At 35.3% G+C, this 15,427-nt stretch carries 13 protein-coding genes and 2 pseudogenes; 7 read left to right on the forward strand and 8 right to left on the reverse strand.

Annotated features, from left to right (window positions below; genetic code table 11):
• Window positions 1-88: 88 nt before the first annotated feature.
• Window positions 89-1,444 carry a UDP-N-acetylmuramoyl-tripeptide--D-alanyl-D-alanine ligase gene (locus CUN59_RS11880; protein WP_104388041.1) on the reverse strand — a complete coding sequence of 452 codons (1,356 nt, stop codon included), beginning with the start codon at window positions 1,442-1,444 and terminating at the stop codon, window positions 89-91.
• Window positions 1,445-1,846: 402 nt separating this feature from the next.
• Here CUN59_RS11880 and CUN59_RS11885 point away from each other — a divergent pair, with 402 nt between their 5' ends.
• The 4 genes from CUN59_RS11885 to CUN59_RS11900 all read left to right on the forward strand — a co-directional run bounded on the left by CUN59_RS11885 (window position 1,847) and on the right by CUN59_RS11900 (window position 8,608).
• On the forward strand, window positions 1,847-2,986 hold the full coding sequence (locus CUN59_RS11885; protein ID WP_104388042.1) for a vWA domain-containing protein: 1,140 nt from the start codon (window positions 1,847-1,849) through the stop codon (window positions 2,984-2,986).
• A gap of 17 nt (window positions 2,987-3,003) precedes the next feature.
• Window positions 3,004-6,243 (forward strand): tubulin-like doman-containing protein, encoded by a 3,240-nt coding sequence (locus CUN59_RS11890; RefSeq protein WP_104388043.1) that lies wholly within the window; start codon window positions 3,004-3,006, stop codon window positions 6,241-6,243.
• A gap of 78 nt (window positions 6,244-6,321) precedes the next feature.
• Window positions 6,322-7,875, forward strand: a complete 1,554-nt coding sequence (locus CUN59_RS11895) for a hypothetical protein (RefSeq protein WP_104388044.1) — start codon at window positions 6,322-6,324, stop codon at window positions 7,873-7,875.
• A 76-nt stretch (window positions 7,876-7,951) separates the two neighbouring features.
• Complete coding sequence (locus tag CUN59_RS11900) at window positions 7,952-8,608, forward strand: flagellar motor protein (protein WP_104388045.1); 657 nt, start codon at window positions 7,952-7,954, stop codon at window positions 8,606-8,608.
• A 46-nt stretch (window positions 8,609-8,654) separates the two neighbouring features.
• Here the strand turns inward: CUN59_RS11900 and CUN59_RS21095 are convergent.
• From CUN59_RS21095 to CUN59_RS11920, 5 genes and pseudogenes are all read right to left on the reverse strand, one after another.
• A pseudogene (locus CUN59_RS21095) lies at window positions 8,655-8,768 on the reverse strand (carbohydrate porin); the annotation flags it as partial.
• Between the two features lie 142 nt (window positions 8,769-8,910).
• Window positions 8,911-10,266: a DICT sensory domain-containing protein gene (locus CUN59_RS11905; RefSeq protein WP_104388046.1), complete on the reverse strand. Its 1,356-nt coding sequence runs from the start codon at window positions 10,264-10,266 to the stop codon at window positions 8,911-8,913.
• A 350-nt stretch (window positions 10,267-10,616) separates the two neighbouring features.
• Window positions 10,617-12,107 (reverse strand): UDP-N-acetylmuramoyl-L-alanyl-D-glutamate--2,6-diaminopimelate ligase, encoded by a 1,491-nt coding sequence (locus CUN59_RS11910; RefSeq protein ID WP_104388047.1) that lies wholly within the window; start codon window positions 12,105-12,107, stop codon window positions 10,617-10,619.
• Window positions 12,108-12,195: 88 nt separating this feature from the next.
• A pseudogene (locus tag CUN59_RS11915) lies at window positions 12,196-12,422 on the reverse strand (IS701 family transposase); the annotation flags it as partial.
• 168 nt (window positions 12,423-12,590) lie between these two features.
• A complete protein-coding gene (locus tag CUN59_RS11920; RefSeq protein ID WP_104388048.1) occupies window positions 12,591-12,857 on the reverse strand; it encodes a glutaredoxin family protein in 267 nt (88 codons plus the stop codon).
• A 251-nt stretch (window positions 12,858-13,108) separates the two neighbouring features.
• Between CUN59_RS11920 and CUN59_RS11925 the strand changes: the two genes are divergently transcribed.
• Window positions 13,109-13,303: a proteinase inhibitor I4 serpin gene (locus CUN59_RS11925; RefSeq protein WP_104388049.1), complete on the forward strand. Its 195-nt coding sequence runs from the start codon at window positions 13,109-13,111 to the stop codon at window positions 13,301-13,303.
• A 180-nt stretch (window positions 13,304-13,483) separates the two neighbouring features.
• Here the strand turns inward: CUN59_RS11925 and rbp are convergent, their stop codons facing one another.
• Window positions 13,484-13,783 carry an RNA-binding regulator gene (gene rbp / locus CUN59_RS11930; RefSeq protein ID WP_104388050.1) on the reverse strand — a complete coding sequence of 100 codons (300 nt, stop codon included), beginning with the start codon at window positions 13,781-13,783 and terminating at the stop codon, window positions 13,484-13,486.
• 296 nt (window positions 13,784-14,079) lie between these two features.
• Window positions 14,080-14,331, reverse strand: coding sequence for a hypothetical protein (locus CUN59_RS11935; RefSeq protein WP_104388051.1), 252 nt, complete (start codon window positions 14,329-14,331; stop codon window positions 14,080-14,082).
• A gap of 64 nt (window positions 14,332-14,395) precedes the next feature.
• Between CUN59_RS11935 and CUN59_RS11940 the strand changes: the two genes are divergently transcribed.
• Window positions 14,396-14,998, forward strand: a complete 603-nt coding sequence (locus CUN59_RS11940; RefSeq protein WP_104388052.1) for a DUF3318 domain-containing protein — start codon at window positions 14,396-14,398, stop codon at window positions 14,996-14,998.
• A 22-nt stretch (window positions 14,999-15,020) separates the two neighbouring features.
• Complete coding sequence (locus CUN59_RS11945) at window positions 15,021-15,359, forward strand: carbon dioxide-concentrating mechanism protein CcmK (RefSeq protein ID WP_104388053.1); 339 nt, start codon at window positions 15,021-15,023, stop codon at window positions 15,357-15,359.
• Window positions 15,360-15,427 lie beyond the last annotated feature (68 nt).

Raw genomic sequence — 15,427 nt, forward strand, 5'->3', positions numbered from 1 at the left:
AGGGATAATTCATGTAGCTTGCTTCCCGAAGGGTATTACCCCTACTTTCGAGCTATTTTGCGTAATTACTGTGAAATACCAGGAATTTTTAATTGGTAAATTCTGCCCGCAATTGGTTAACAACTCGATCTAATCCCACAGAATGGGCAGCTTTGAATAATAAGCGATCGCCTGTTTGTATAAATGTTTTTAATCTTGCTACCAAATCAGCATGGGTAGTGAAACATTCGCAAGATATATTATCGGCACTATTAGCAATAATTTCCGCATCTTGACTATCAACTAATACCAATAAACCATCCAGATGCAAATTTTTGACCATTTCTCCAACTTTTTGATGTAGTTCTGGGGATCTTTCTCCTAATTCCTTCATTGCCCCTAAAACGGCAATTTTCCGCTTTCCGGGTGTGTCTGCTAACAACTGCAAAGCCGCTAACATGGCTTCTGGGGCAGCATTATAGGTTTCATCTAAAATCACTACATCATTAGGTAAAGTGAAGCGTTGATTTCTACCTGTGGGCATATTTACTATAATACCAGATTGTAATACTTGCCAATCAATTTCTAATACCTTGGCTACTGCTAAAGCTGCTAAAAAATTAGTAGCATTATGACGACCGGGTAAAGGTAAAGGTAGACGTATTCCCGCAACTTCTACAGTTTCATGATCAGTTAATATTCCTTGAATGTCGCCACCAGAAAGGCCATAACTGATAACTTTACCCTGCCAGAACTTCGCTGCTGTTTCCATTAATAATGGATTATCATAATTAAGAATAGCAATACTATTATTTGGCATAGTTGCTAATAATTCACACTTAGCTTCTGCAATGGCTGCTTCTGAACCAAGTAATTCAATATGTGCCGTTCCTACATTAGTAATTACCCCAATTGTCGGTTTAGCAATTTCTGTCAATTCGGCAATTTGCCCCCTACCCCGCATAGCCATTTCGATGACAGCAAAGTTATTTTGCTTAGTCAATTCTAAAAGGGTTTTGGGGACACCAATTTCATTATTAAAATTCCCGTAGGTTTTATGAACTTTGCCTTTTGTAGCCAAAACTGCGGAAATCAGTTCTTTAGTAGTGGTTTTACCTACTGAACCTGTGATGCCAATGACAGGAATAGCAAAGCTTTCGCGCCACCATTTAGCAATTTGTTGATATGCCTTTAAAGTATCTTTAACTCGTAAAACCGGAAAACCGGGATTTTCGTAATGATGATCAACTATTGCAACTATAGCCCCTTGAGCGATCGCTGTTGGTACAAAATCATGTCCATCAAACTTTTCTCCTCGCAAAGCCAAAAACACTTCCCCTGGTTGTAAAATGCGGGTATCTGTTTGTATCCCAATACCCAACTGAGTTAAGGTAGATACAGATACATTGACAGGTTCGGCTATAAGAACTTCAACCAGTTGAGAGATAGTGATAGAGACTGACATACTGATAAACGATTGGGTATTTTAAAGGTAATAACCTTATCATTTTTTGTGTCACTTTCATTGACTGGAGTTTAGATTAAATGTAAGGATTCAGGTGAGGTGATAAGATCCCCGACTTCTTTGATTGATCATCATATTTATCTACAGTCATTAGTTACCATTGAAATGTAATTTAAGCTACCTTTTTAGTTAATATATAAAAACACTAAAATATCCAATTTTCTTTATATTCTCTTAGCATTTAACACTTGTGCGTAATCCCTCATACATGATATGACTAATAAAAAGATATACGAGCTATAAACAGTAATAACGCAACTATTGGATTTATGCTTGAAGTTTAACTTGCTGACTCTTTATGCAATAATTTTGACACATACTATTTAACGGACTATAGAGTTTGTGACTTTGACAAAAATTACCCCTGGACAACCACTGACTGATACACAGAAAAATGGCTTACAGTTAGTATCCCTATTGGGTGGGGGTAAACGTGATGTAGTGTTGGCCATTGATGTAACGGAAAGTGTCGGTTTAAATGACCAAGGACGTATTCGCCTACGTCAGATAGTTGAAGACAGTCTCAAACCTGGAGATTCTGTTTATGTTGTTCCCTTTGCTCAAAATGTGGTTTTTGATGAGGTTATTTCTGTAGAAAATCCATTAGGAAAACCTATATATTTTAGCAAAAAAAATTCAGAAAATATTAATAAAGTATTAGCAAAAATTCCTTTTAATTATGATCCTAACCGCTATGGTACAGATATTCAAAGAGCAGAGTTAACAGTATATCAAGGTATCGCGCAGATTAATCAAAATCGCCTTGCAAAAAATCAATTAATTAAACCACAGTCTGTTATTTGGATAACTGATGCAACGTTAGGTACTAGGCCAGGAATTACTTCCGAAATTTGGATAGAAACTCCTGCCGATAGTCCTTTTAGAATTGCGACATCACCGGAAAGTCAAGAGAGACAGAATTGGATTAATAGTTTACCTTTACAAGAGCGATCGCTCATCATTAAAAATCAAGATAATAAAGATTATAAACTATCTGTAGTAGACCTTAATCCTACCATTCAAGAATTTTGTACACCAGCCCCCGGAGGTCAAGAAACTTGTTTAGTAAATCCTTATTTACTTAAACAGCTATGGTTTCCCAGTTTAATTTTATTATTATTAATAGCTGCTGGTGTTTGGAGTCTATGTAAATTTGCCAGATTACAGAAAAAATGGAAATTGCGAATTAGATGTGGAGATAATGCAGAAGATGAAGAAAAATTATGCATACTACCAAATAAGAAAGAAATCGCCATAGGTGAAGATAGCCCCAATTCTGTTGACTGTCCAGGAGGAGATATTAGAGGCTATTTACAACGTCAAGGAGAAAAACTTTATTTAGTCCCAACACCAGAAGCAAACATTCAACTAAACAACAAAAAAGTGACATCAAAGACTCTCATAACCAATTCTAGATTTACGCTAAATTGTCCAGATCCACGCCAGCGTGATTATCAAATAAGTGTTAAAGTTGAAAAATAGTATTTAGGGGAAAAACTATGACTCAATCATCTGCAAAAGAAACCCAATCTAGAGGCATTAATCGCACAATTTGTATCGGTTTAGGTGGCACTGGTAGAGATGTATTAATGCGAATTAGACGGTTAATTGTTGACCGTTATGGAGACCTAAATAAGTTACCAATTGTCAGTTTTGTTCACATTGACACAGATAAGGCAGCCACCCAAGTTACAGGAATTAGAACAGGGAGTACCTATCATGGTGTGGATTTAAGTTTTAAAGAAGCTGAAAAAGTCGGTGCTACGATGTCATCAAGAGATGTCACCAGGTTTGTAGAAGAATTAGAACGGAGTTCAGAATATAGTAATTATGGACCTTATGAGCATATTCGGAGATGGTTTCCTCCGCAATTATTGCAAAATATCCCAGCAGTAGAAGAAGGTGCAAAAGGGATTAGACCTGTGGGAAGATTGGCTTTTTTCCACAACTACCGAAAAATTCAAGCAGCCATTGAATCCGCAGAAAAACGCACGAAAGGACATGAATCTTTATTACTACAATCAGGTTTAATTATAGAACCAGGACTAAATATTTTTGTTGTCGGTTCTCTTTGCGGTGGTACAGGAAGCGGAATGTTTTTAGATGTTGGCTATACCCTAAAAAATCTTTATGGTGAAGACGGCGCTCAAATTTTAGGTTATTTAGTAATTAGTCCAGAATTATATGGTAATACGACTAGCATGATTGCTAATACTTATGCTGCATTACAAGAACTGAATTATTATAGTTCTCCTGGGACAAAATTTGAAGCACTTTATGATACTCAAAATGTAGTTTCTGTAATAGAAAAGCGTCCACCATTTAACTACACTTATTTGATAAGTAATCAAGCAACAGCAGAATATTCAATACTTACCCAAGGTAAACTATGTAATGTAATTGCCCATAAGATTGCTTTAGAATTTTCTGGTGAATTAGCAGCCTCTGTGAAAAGAAATAGAGATAATTTACAAGAACATATAACCAAGTATGATGATCATCCACGTCGTAATAGCCAAAACTACTTAACATTTGGACTATCAGCAATTTATTTTCCTCGTGATACTATTATCGAAATTGCTTTAACAAAGGTAGGTTTAGAGTTAGTCAGATTTTGGTTAAATGGTAAAGGTCAAAGTCCAGATCCTATTAACTTACTTGAGCAATTTTTAATTCAATATAGTTGGCATAATGACTTAGGAAAACGAGATGGTTTAACTAATAAATTAGCGGAGTCTGTAGAAGAATCTAATAAGACCTTTAGTAATAGTCTCAAAACTTGGCAAAATAAATTATCCCGGTTAATTGCTGAATGTAGAAACAAGGATGACCGCACTAATATCCGTCAGCAATTAGCAACGGAATTTTATAAACAATTTCGCACAGTGCAACCAGGAGAAACAGAAAGTAGTCGCGGTTATTGGTTGACGAAATTAATACAAGCTACTCCTAAGATTACCAAAGAACTTAGTGGGAATATTGATGATTATGTGATGCAATTACTCACACCAGTAGATCCTAATTTCTCCATTAAAAATACACACAATTGGTTAGATTCTCTTCGACACGAATTACATAAATATCAACGATATTTACAAGAATCAATTACTGATTTTGGAGGCATGAAGCGCTTAGAAGATGTAGAAAGAAAATGGGATAATGCAGAACAAACAATTGAAGATATGGAAAATAAACTAGGTTTTCCCTTTGTTGATTTCAAAAACATTCCATTTCAGGACGAGTGCAAAAAAGTAATGCAAGAAGTTTACAAAATTATCAAGCATAATTTTGAATTAACTGTATTGCAAGAAACTTTGAAAATTGTCAATCAATTACAAAAGCAAGTTCAAGAAAAAGAAAAGCAAATTGCAGCTTTTAGTAGTTTAGTAGAGGACTTAGAAAGTGCTTATGAAAAAGAGGAAAGAGAATTAAAACAATTGAATTTCGACGAAATGAGTGGAGAGGCAATTTTTGATACTGAAGATATAGAACTCTGCTATCAAACAATGATCCCAGAAAATGATAGTCGTCCTCAATTAATATTAGCAAGTTCAGAACTTACTGAAGAAACAGATAGAGGAGCATCTTTAGGATTTTTCCTGAATATGGAACGCACTACTTATTCTCAGATAAAAGAAAAAATTGATCTGAAAGTTAATACTTTATTTGCTTTTCGCGGTAGAAATATTGTTACTTCTGTGATTAAACGATTCATGCAGAAATATTCTTTATCTGCACGTTCAATTCGTTTAAAGCAAATTATCCAGGAATCTCAACCACTTTTACGTTTAGATGTAGAGGATAGGTATTTTGTAGATGATAAGGGCAAAAGCAGTAAATTAATAGGTTACAAGGATACAGAAGAATTAGAAGTGGGACAGTTTAAAAGTTTATTGACACAGGATTTATCTGTACAACAAAGTGACTTACAAGAAATGCAAGCAGATGATGAAATTTTATTTGTGAATGAATACGGTGGGTTTCCTTTGAGATTAATTATTGGTTTGGGAAGAATGAGAAACCCATATTTAAAAGAAAAAAATTCTGGTAAATCTTTTTTGCATAATGATTATCATATATCCTTTCCTGATATTATGCCACCTAGTGCTGGAAAAATGGAAGAAGTGGAAAATATTTTTTATCCTTGTTTAGCATTAGAACTGTTAGCAGAAAACCATGATACTCAAGAATTAGAGTTTCAATATTATGACCATTTTCAGAATAGCTATGATACTGTTTCCTTGAGTGGAATTTGGATAGAATCTTTGGAATATCTAGCTAGTCACCCCAATATGATCGAAGCATTAAAGCAAATTTTGGATAATACAATTTTAGAAATTGAAAATAAGCCAACATTGTGGGAAAATGAATATTTACCCAAATTGCGTCAATTTCCTGATAAGCTGACCAGAATTTCCGAAGATAGTCCTAATTCTCTCTATAAGACAAGAGTATATACAGATACAAGGAATACTAACGATAATACAAGGGAGGGGGTTATAAATCGTTTTTTGAAGAAAATGGAGGCGAAATTCAGAAACACAAATTCAATTTTACCAAGAAACAATACAGGAACTCAAAAATCTATTGTGGGGGAAATAGTTGCTAATTCTTCTGATAATCGCTCAAGACGACGACAAGAATTAGAGCATCTTAAACAAGATTTAGATGAGGGTTTTATGACTTTAGAAGAATACGAACGAGAAAAACAAAGAATTTTTCTCCAATATCCACTATAGTTTTTTATAGGTGGTTCATATCTACCCAATTCTCACAGATTTTTTACACTACTTCTTGCACTACCAAATGTCATTTTTATGCCACCAATACCACTTTACTTAATTCTCATCACTCTCTTTCTGGTTGTTATCCCATCTCTAGTTACTATTTTTCTTCGTATATCTCTTTATCTCCATTTAATAGATTTGACTAAGAAAGTTCAAAGATTAATCAACACAGGATCATCGGGAGTAAAACCGAAAATTATCCAAACGTTAGAAGATAGATTTGAGGAAGCTAGTAAACAATTAGAACAGGTAAATACAGGAGCATTAATAGATCAAATTTATAGTCAGGAAAAAATAAAGGGATTTACCTGTGAAAAAATAGATTATTTATGTCGTATTCTGCCAAATTTACTATTAGCATTTGGGTTACTGGGAACTTTTTTAGGTATCACCATTAATTTAGCAGCACTTAGTCAAACTATTAATCAAAGTAATGCTAATGATGTCAGCAACTTAGTTAGTGAATTAAAAAAACCTCTAGAAGGGATGAGTATTGCTTTCAGTACAAGTTTAATAGGAATTGCTTTGAGTTCTGTATTAACAATATTCAATAGTATATGGAATACTAATTTTGCAAAATATCAATTAATCAGTTCTTTAGAAGATTATCTAGACAATATTTATCTTCCTCAAGTTCAAGGCGATACTCGTCTGGATAAAATAGTTAATAGAATGGTATCCCAGCAGGATGAATTTTTAACAAATTTTGGGGAAACGGTGCGAAAAGCTGTAGAACAATCTATGGGAAAAGTCGCAAAACAAATTGCTGACGGGAATAAAGAAACTACAGATTTAGCTAGACAGGTTTATGAGAAATTTACAGACGCTGCTGGAACTATATCTAGTGCTGCTAATGAGTTCAGAAGTTCAATGTCAGAATTAAATATAACATCTCAGATATTTAAACAGTCTGCTGAAACTTTTAATCAAAGTGAGTTTCCTCTCAAATTATCATTAGCTACTGTAGATTTGAGTAATACACAACAAAAATTTTCTGAGTCAGCTACAAGTTTAGCAGCAACAACGGAATTGATTATAAATGCCTTAATTGAAATAGAAAAATGTAGTCAAACTTTAATTAATTTAGGAGAAGAAATAAACAATACAAATAGAACTTCAATTCAGGTATTAAACTTACATCATAATAACCAAAATCTTCTCACTGAAATTATTCCCCAACTTCAACAAGGAGCTAATAGTTACGAAAAAGCAGTTAATAAACTGGATGATTTAGATCAAAGAGTGAGCGATAAAGTTAATAGTTTTGATAAATTAATTACAACCATTGATCAGTTGTTAAAAACTGTGAAAACATATACAAATGATGTGAATACTACTATTAGTATAGCATCTAATCAAATAGATACTAATAATCAAAAACTGATGGAATTATTAGAGAATAATAATTATCAGCTAATTTCTGAATATCAAAATGTCAGTAATACAATTATTCAAGGAATTGACAGACAAACTGATATCAATAAGAAGGGTTTCGAGGCTAATATTAAAGGTTTGGAGCTATTAATAATCAAGAATCTTGAGGAATATCAACAAAAATTTGATGACACAAATACCGATACATAAAGTGCGTTACGCTGGTGCTAACACACCCTACTTTTTAAGTTGACTAACAAATTTACAAAAATAAAACATTGCAATTATGGCTCGTCGTTCACGCTACACAGAATATAATGAAGACCTAAACGTTTGGCCAGCATTTACAGATTTGATGTCTAATGCGTTTATGATTTTAGTTTTATTTTTATTTCTAACTACTATCATATCACAAATTACTAATAGTCAAAATAAAGATGCACCACCAATTATAGTTATTAGAGATAAAGGTGATTATAGATTTGATTTGGGTAGTGCAGCAATACCGCCAAAAATGCTAAGTTATATTTTCAGGGAAATAGTACCAGCAATAGAAACTACTAGCAACAAATATGGTATTAACGTTGTAGAAATAATTGGACACACAGACGCTACACCTAATGTTAACGTAAGCAGTAATTTAGATGTAAATTTAGAAAAAGTAGTTAGTGGTACATTTCCAGTGACAAAACTTCAATATGGTTCTAATGCTGATTTAGGCTTAATGCGTGCTTTATCAGTTGTGAAAATTTTGCGTAATATTCAAAACAAGCAAGGTAGATTAAAAGGTTTATCATTTCGTGCTTATTCTGCTGCACAATTAATATTGCCAAATGGCAAATTAGCGGAAGTTGCACCTGTCAAAAATCAACAACAGGACGAAACAAGAAGACGAATTGAAATCCGCTTTACCCGCTTGGGAGAAGTGCAAGAAGTTCGATGAAAATTACATTTTCTCTATCAAAATCTGATCCTTCTCCCTTCCCTGTTTAGAAAGTAAAGGTAGTCCGCAGTACCCCTATAGTAGTGGTGTCATTCCTGTTATCTCCTTCAGGATTAAAGAGAATGACCGCACTTGGAGTAATACTGATATTATCACTCATATCATGTCCGGGTAATGACTTACCGTCAAACCACAAATTAAATCTGGTTGCTGAAGTAAAGATTGACACCGATGAAATAACACATCCTCTACTTCTTAGAAAAGTAGGGGATATTGCTGTTCAATTATGAGTTACTTTCACCTCATTCTTGCGTTTTTGATGATTCTTGATGAACAATAGCTAATTTAACTATAAAATTAGATCCTATATATAACTTGCTTTTAACAGATATAGAACCACGGGAATGACTAAGTAACAGTTTAACAATTGTTAAACCTAAACCAGCACCATTATTATCTGTAGATAGTCTCGTTCTGATGCGATAGAAGCGATCAAAGATTTTGGGAATATCACTTTCAGCAATACCAATACCTGTATCACGAATTTCTAATAGAATATAATCCCCTTGTAATTTAGTAGATACCAATACTTGACCACCTGTAGGAGTAAATTTCAGGCTATTATGTATTAAATTGATCATAATTTCTCTCAAACCTCCGCTAACACACCAAACGGATGGTATTTGCTCAGGAATTGTGTAGCTAATCATAATCCCTTTTTCCTGTGCTAATGCTTGGTAGGTGCTGACTACACCAGGAATAATATCTGATATATTCACTGGTTCTAATTTTGTCTGTACTAGGTTGCGTTCTAGTTCTAATAAATGCAATAATCCACTGATCAGAGAATTTTGGCGATCGCATTCCTGATTAACTATTTGTAAATAACGTTCTCGTTGTGGTGCTTTCAGATGTGGGGAGTTTAATAATGATAATGCTGTTTTAATATGTGTTAATGGTGTTCGTAATTCCTGACAAATATTATTTAAATATTCATGGTTTAGATATTCTTGATTATCTATATTTTGATGATTTTGTCTATCTTTTATGATCTTTCTATTCAAGGTTTGTTGATTTATTTCTTCTTGTCGTTGCATTTGTTTTATCCATAAATTATTCATCAGCATAACTGCTGGTGTATGGGGAAAAGTAAAATCAGTATTTATAGTAGGTACATTAGGTGGATTTGCTTTCTTTATCTCATTGATCACCTTCTGAATTATCTCACCATCAAAGGTATTTATAGTTAATAAGGGAGACCTTTTTTCCTGATTTTGATTTTTCTCTTTTTTTGCTACTATTAAACTACAAAACTCCGGGGATAAAATTAGTAAAAAATATTCTTGTTTCAGTTGAAAATCGCTAGATAAAATTATCTTAATATATTGATCGCTAAATTCTTGTTTATTGGTTTGATAATTATAAATATGATGAATATTTAGGGATTCTTGATAACGTTCAATTTCTGAATACCATAGTTTTCCCGATGGTAATTTGACTAACATTGTGGCTATAATTTTTTGCTCAATGAGTAAATCAATATTTGCTCTCACTGTTGAGATAAGTGTGATCGGAGTTAGTAATACTGGTATGGTCAATTTGGAAACATTCAAAGTTAAATTGTAAATTGAAAAATCTTTAATTAAATAATAATTCATGATTTGTAGGATGATTTCAGTAATATTTTACGGATTAAAAAAAGAATTTTATACTTAACACCAAGCGTATTAGCTTATAAATATTTTATATTTATCAAACTGATTTTGCCCTAAATAAAAATATTTTTTGATTTTTTGAAGGTGGGGAAACCCCACCTCTACAAGTTATACCATTTTGGATTTTGGATTGTGAAATTCTTGATATCTTATAGCGGTATGCACTTGAATGAGATACAGAATTTACCTAAAAAACTATACACTCTCATGACTTTCAACTCTGTTCCCTGTTCCCTGTTTCCTGCTATAGCTTTTCATCTTTCCATTTGTCCAATTCATTTTTCAAATTGGTGTTAATTTTGGTTATTTATTCTTTGGTTTAAAGCTGCCCGCGCTTGTTCTCTATCGTCAAAATGGATTTTTTCAGTACCGAGAATTTGATAATCTTCGTGACCTTTACCAGCCAATAATACACCATCCCCAGGTTGAGCCTGTAAAATTGCGGTATGAATTGCCGTAGAGCGATCGCTGATAACCATTGGTTGTACTATATCAGGAATCCCTGCGAGTACGTCCTGTAATATTCTCTTTGGGTCTTCCGTGCGGGGGTTATCTGAAGTCACCACAACTACATCAGCCAGTTCCGCCGCTATTTTACCCATTTTCGGGCGCTTTGTGCGATCGCGATCGCCTCCACAACCAAATACACAAATCATTTTACCCGGTATAAATGGGCGAGCAGCTTTCAATAAATTCTCTAAGCTGTCGGGAGTATGGGCATAATCTACAATCACGCTAATATCTTGTTGTGGACTAATTTGCACCCGTTCCATGCGTCCTGGAACACCAGGAAACCCAGGAATGGCATTTACTACCAATTGCAAATCTAACCCCAAATGGACAACCGCACCCACAGCAGCTAAAAGATTTTCTAAGTTATATTGACCAACTAAAGGCGAGCTAAAAGCGACATTTCCTTTAGGAGTATGTAAAATTCCACTCACACCATTGGGTTGATAACTTAAATTACTCATCCAGAAATCTGCGGTATTATCGTTAACGCTATAACTCCAAACTTGTTCCCGATACAAAGATGCAATTATGCGTTTACCGTAGATATCATCAGAGTTGATAATTGCTTTTCCTTGGAAATAATTAGGACTAAATAACAACGCTTTCGCCCCAAAATAGTCCTCCATATCCTTGTGATAGTCTAAATGGTCTTGGGTGAGGTTAGTAAATACACTCACTTCAAAAGCACAACTTAATACTCTCCCCTGGTCTAAAGCATGAGAACTGACTTCCATTACCGCAGTTTCACATCCAGCATTCATGGCTTCTGCTAATTGCTTTTGTAAATCTACTGCAAAAGGGGTAGTATTCACAGCAGTTTCTGCAAAACCAGGCCAGCGCGTGTAAAGTGTACCTATTAAAGCCGTCGGTAAATTAGCGTGAGTTAAGAAATATTCAATTAGGTGCGTAGTGGTAGTTTTGCCATTTGTCCCCGTCACACCCACCATTTTCAATTTTTGTCCTGGATAACCATAAAAAGCCGCCGCTATTTGGGCGCAAGCTTTAGTCATATTATCGGCACTAATGACCACAGAGTTTGCTGTAGGCGGATTTTTTTGCATTGCTGCTGGGGAAACTATGGCCGCTACAGCACCAGCACCTAAAGCACCCGGCCAAAACTCCCCACCATCTACCCTAGTTCCTGGCATCCCAATAAACAAATCTCCCGCAGTACAGGCATGAGAATTTGTTTTCAATCCCTGAATATCAATATCTGGTATATTTACACACTCAATACCATCTACAGCCGCTAATAATTCCCGCAATTTCATCTAGTGAACCTCGCCACAAGCTTGTCTTGGGCTTATTTAAACATTATTTTTTTATTTATGGGGAGAGATACAACAAAATTCAGAAAACCGTTCTGTTGGTAGAAACAGTAACTCGGAATAGTTTCACTTTTTTATTGGCGGGAAACCCTTTAACTTTGATTATTTTACCACATTCTAGTTCTTCTTCACTCCATATAATTCAATACGTTTATATTTTTCTTTGCCAAAAGTATCATCAACTAAACGATTATCCTTTAAAGGAGAATAATAAATTTTATCTAGACTATCAATATAAAGCATCAGATTGTGTACCGCACCACCGCGCCGAGACTGATTTTGCCAGTTGCATCGCTTTTTATAGTACGAAAATACTATAATATAGCGGTCGCCTGTGCCAGTTGCGTAAGTCCTGTATAGCAATCCTCAACTATTTATGAACAACAAGATCCCCGACTTCTCTAAGAAGTCGGGGATCTGGCTAAATTAAGCAGTTTTCACATAATCACCTAACATTTTTTCCAACCGTTCCACACTGAGACGAGGAGAAGGACGAGGTACAGGTTTTTCCTCACCGTCCTTAGTCACTAAATACAGTACAGGAATTTCATATTGATACGCTGCAAACCAATCATCATGGATGGTAATATCGCGCACTTCTAACTCAAAACTGAGGTTTTTGATTTGTGCTAGTTTTTCCTGTAACCCTTCACAAAGATGACAACCGGGTTTGCTATAGAGAATTAATTGCATAAGTTGGGATTTAATGAAAGTAAACCGTGACTTTTTTCATATTTTTATAGCAGACGTCTGATCAGAATTTAGATTCAGGTATGATAAAACTCACCACATATCAAGACTTTCAACCCTTCTACTATAGCTGTTACCAAAATTGTAACGGTGGAGGATTTATCAATCTGTCCATGAGATAGTGAACAAGTCATACATGATCAACGTACGACTTGATAGACACCGGAAAATCAAAGAGTAATTGAGGCAAAAGAATGAACCTACAGAAATTGAATTCTGTCAACAGCAATTTTCTACAACGACGTTACGGCGTAAGCTTGGGAAGACGTTATGCTTTAGCTGCTGCTAGTGTGATGCTTTTGAGTGTTTTTGGTTTTTATCCGGTAGATAACACTAAGAGTGTTTTATCTAAGTCTGATCTCCAAGGTTCTGATACCAACTTTATATGAAGAACCACAGAATTAAGATATCAATGTAAATTAACCGCAGATAATAATTATTCTATGCTGGATCATACAAAATTGGTATGAGTCAGCAAAAAAGGCTCAAGTAGAAATACTTAAGCCTTGGTTACATCAAATTAATTTGTTGAACTAACAGATTAGTTCAAATAGCTGAACCTGTAAAACTTAGTAACGGTTACGTCCACCGGAGTTACCCCGGTTGCCACCAAAAGAACCTCTATCTTCTTTGGGTTTAGCCTTATTTACTTTCAAGTCTCTTCCCATCCACTCTGCGCCATCAAGAGCTGCAATAGCAGATTCTTCTTCTGCATCTGTACCCATTTCTACGAAACCAAAGCCGCGTAAACGACCTGTTTCACGATCTGTAGGTAACTGAACCCGCTTAACAGAACCATATTCTGCAAACACGGCATTAAGGGTCTCTTCTGTAACGTCGTAAGAAAGATTTCCTACATAAACTGACATAGATTGTCTCCGAAATTATAAATGTGTAGAGATTTAAGTTTCGGAGAAAAGTTTGTAAATGCCAAAAACAAAAAGCTTGTCAATACTAAAAACAAATGCTGTTAACCGAAATAATTCTCACCTCCCATAATGACACACCAAACCATTTTGAAGGAGAAAAAACCAAAAGTGTTACATAAAGTAATATGAGCAAAGATAAATCTGATATTATGTCTGCCTAATCACTTACGATATAGCTGGGATTATCAATCGCGGCTACAAAGACAAAACCCACCTAGGTGGGTTTTATGGTGAAATTAGACTGATTTTTGACTAGATAAATCTGTTGGTGGTCTATCATTACTCCAAGCCCACCAGACAAAACCGCAATGACAATGATAGAATTCTTGCCATTTACGACGATGATCTGCGGTAGTTACGGGCGATCGCCTATTTAACCACACATTAACAGCTTCCCGACTACCAGCGTGGCATTTGGGACAATGAAATTGATGGGCGTGTATGGCTTGATTTATCCATTCTGGCGGATTGGGATCAAAAGCATCCATATAAATATAAACTGTAATTTTATCAGTGACTTCATATACTTAATTATGACTAATAATTGACACTATGGAACCAAATATTGAAATTCGTCGCTTGTTAGATATCATGCCCGCTTCTGGACGGATGATGACGAAAATTGTCAGTAAACCAGAACAACAGCAAGTAATAGATGCTGCTTTTCCCCTACCTTTTAGTCAAGCAAGACCAATATATATTAATTTTGATTTGTGGCGACGTTTAACCAAGCCGCAACGGGATTTACTGCTGTTGCAGATGGTATCCTGGGTAACTGGCGTGAAATGGTTGCAACCGAATATTTATCAAGCTGTGGTGTTGGCTGGGTTGACGGGAGGAATAGTGGAGGCGGTGCAATCTGATGTGGTAGGTATGGTGATAGCTGGGGGACTAACTGGTTTAGCAGCAATGCGAATTTGGCGAATGAATAAGTCCCAGGAGTCAGAATTAAATGCTGATATAGCAGCCATTAGAATCGCCCAAAGAAGGGGTTATTCAGAAACAGAAGCAGCAGAACATTTGTTAACAGCGATTGAAGCAGTAGGGAAAATAGAAGGGCGTTCTGGTTTAAATTTTAGCGAATTAATTCGTTGTCAAAATTTGAAAACGGTTGCCGGTTTATCAACAGTAGGAATACCTGACAATTATCAATAGATTTACAGCGGAGTGACGGAAATTGACATTAGCATTGGGAATGATTGAAGTCTATGGTATACCTACTGCAGTGGAAGCAGCAGACGCAATGTGTAAAGCTGCACAGATTACTTTTATCGGTTATGAAAACACTGATTTAGGACGAATTACGGTACTAATTCGTGGTGACGTGGGAGAGGTAAGTGTGGCAGTTGCGAAGGGATTACTAGCCGTATCAACTGTTAATGGAGGTGAAATACTTTCTTATCATATTATTCCCCGTCCTCACGAAAATTTAGAATATGTTTTACCAATTTATCAAAGCATGAATATTTCCCAATTTAATGCTGATATTCGTTTTCCTCCTCCGTTAAGTAATTGAAATTTATATCCCTCTTCCATGACTCTAGGGAACGCAAAATTTAATACCTTGATTTACAGGAATTCTCA

This window comes from Cuspidothrix issatschenkoi CHARLIE-1, from assembly GCF_002934005.1.
In the GTDB taxonomy this organism is placed as follows: domain Bacteria; phylum Cyanobacteriota; class Cyanobacteriia; order Cyanobacteriales; family Nostocaceae; genus Cuspidothrix; species Cuspidothrix issatschenkoi.

Coding starts and splice junctions, on each gene's coding strand:
- CUN59_RS11880 (WP_104388041.1), bottom strand. CDS start 1,444: ATGTCAGTCTCTATCACTATCTCTCAACTGGTTGAAGTTCTTATAGCC.
- CUN59_RS11890 (WP_104388043.1), top strand. CDS start 3,004: ATGACTCAATCATCTGCAAAAGAAACCCAATCTAGAGGCATTAATCGC.
- CUN59_RS11895 (WP_104388044.1), top strand. CDS start 6,322: ATGCCACCAATACCACTTTACTTAATTCTCATCACTCTCTTTCTGGTT.
- CUN59_RS11900 (WP_104388045.1), top strand. CDS start 7,952: ATGGCTCGTCGTTCACGCTACACAGAATATAATGAAGACCTAAACGTT.
- CUN59_RS11905 (WP_104388046.1), bottom strand. CDS start 10,266: ATGAATTATTATTTAATTAAAGATTTTTCAATTTACAATTTAACTTTG.
- CUN59_RS11910 (WP_104388047.1), bottom strand. CDS start 12,107: ATGAAATTGCGGGAATTATTAGCGGCTGTAGATGGTATTGAGTGTGTA.
- CUN59_RS11920 (WP_104388048.1), bottom strand. CDS start 12,857: ATGCAATTAATTCTCTATAGCAAACCCGGTTGTCATCTTTGTGAAGGG.
- CUN59_RS11925 (WP_104388049.1), top strand. CDS start 13,109: ATGAACCTACAGAAATTGAATTCTGTCAACAGCAATTTTCTACAACGA.
- rbp (WP_104388050.1), bottom strand. CDS start 13,783: ATGTCAGTTTATGTAGGAAATCTTTCTTACGACGTTACAGAAGAGACC.
- CUN59_RS11935 (WP_104388051.1), bottom strand. CDS start 14,331: ATGGATGCTTTTGATCCCAATCCGCCAGAATGGATAAATCAAGCCATA.
- CUN59_RS11940 (WP_104388052.1), top strand. CDS start 14,396: ATGGAACCAAATATTGAAATTCGTCGCTTGTTAGATATCATGCCCGCT.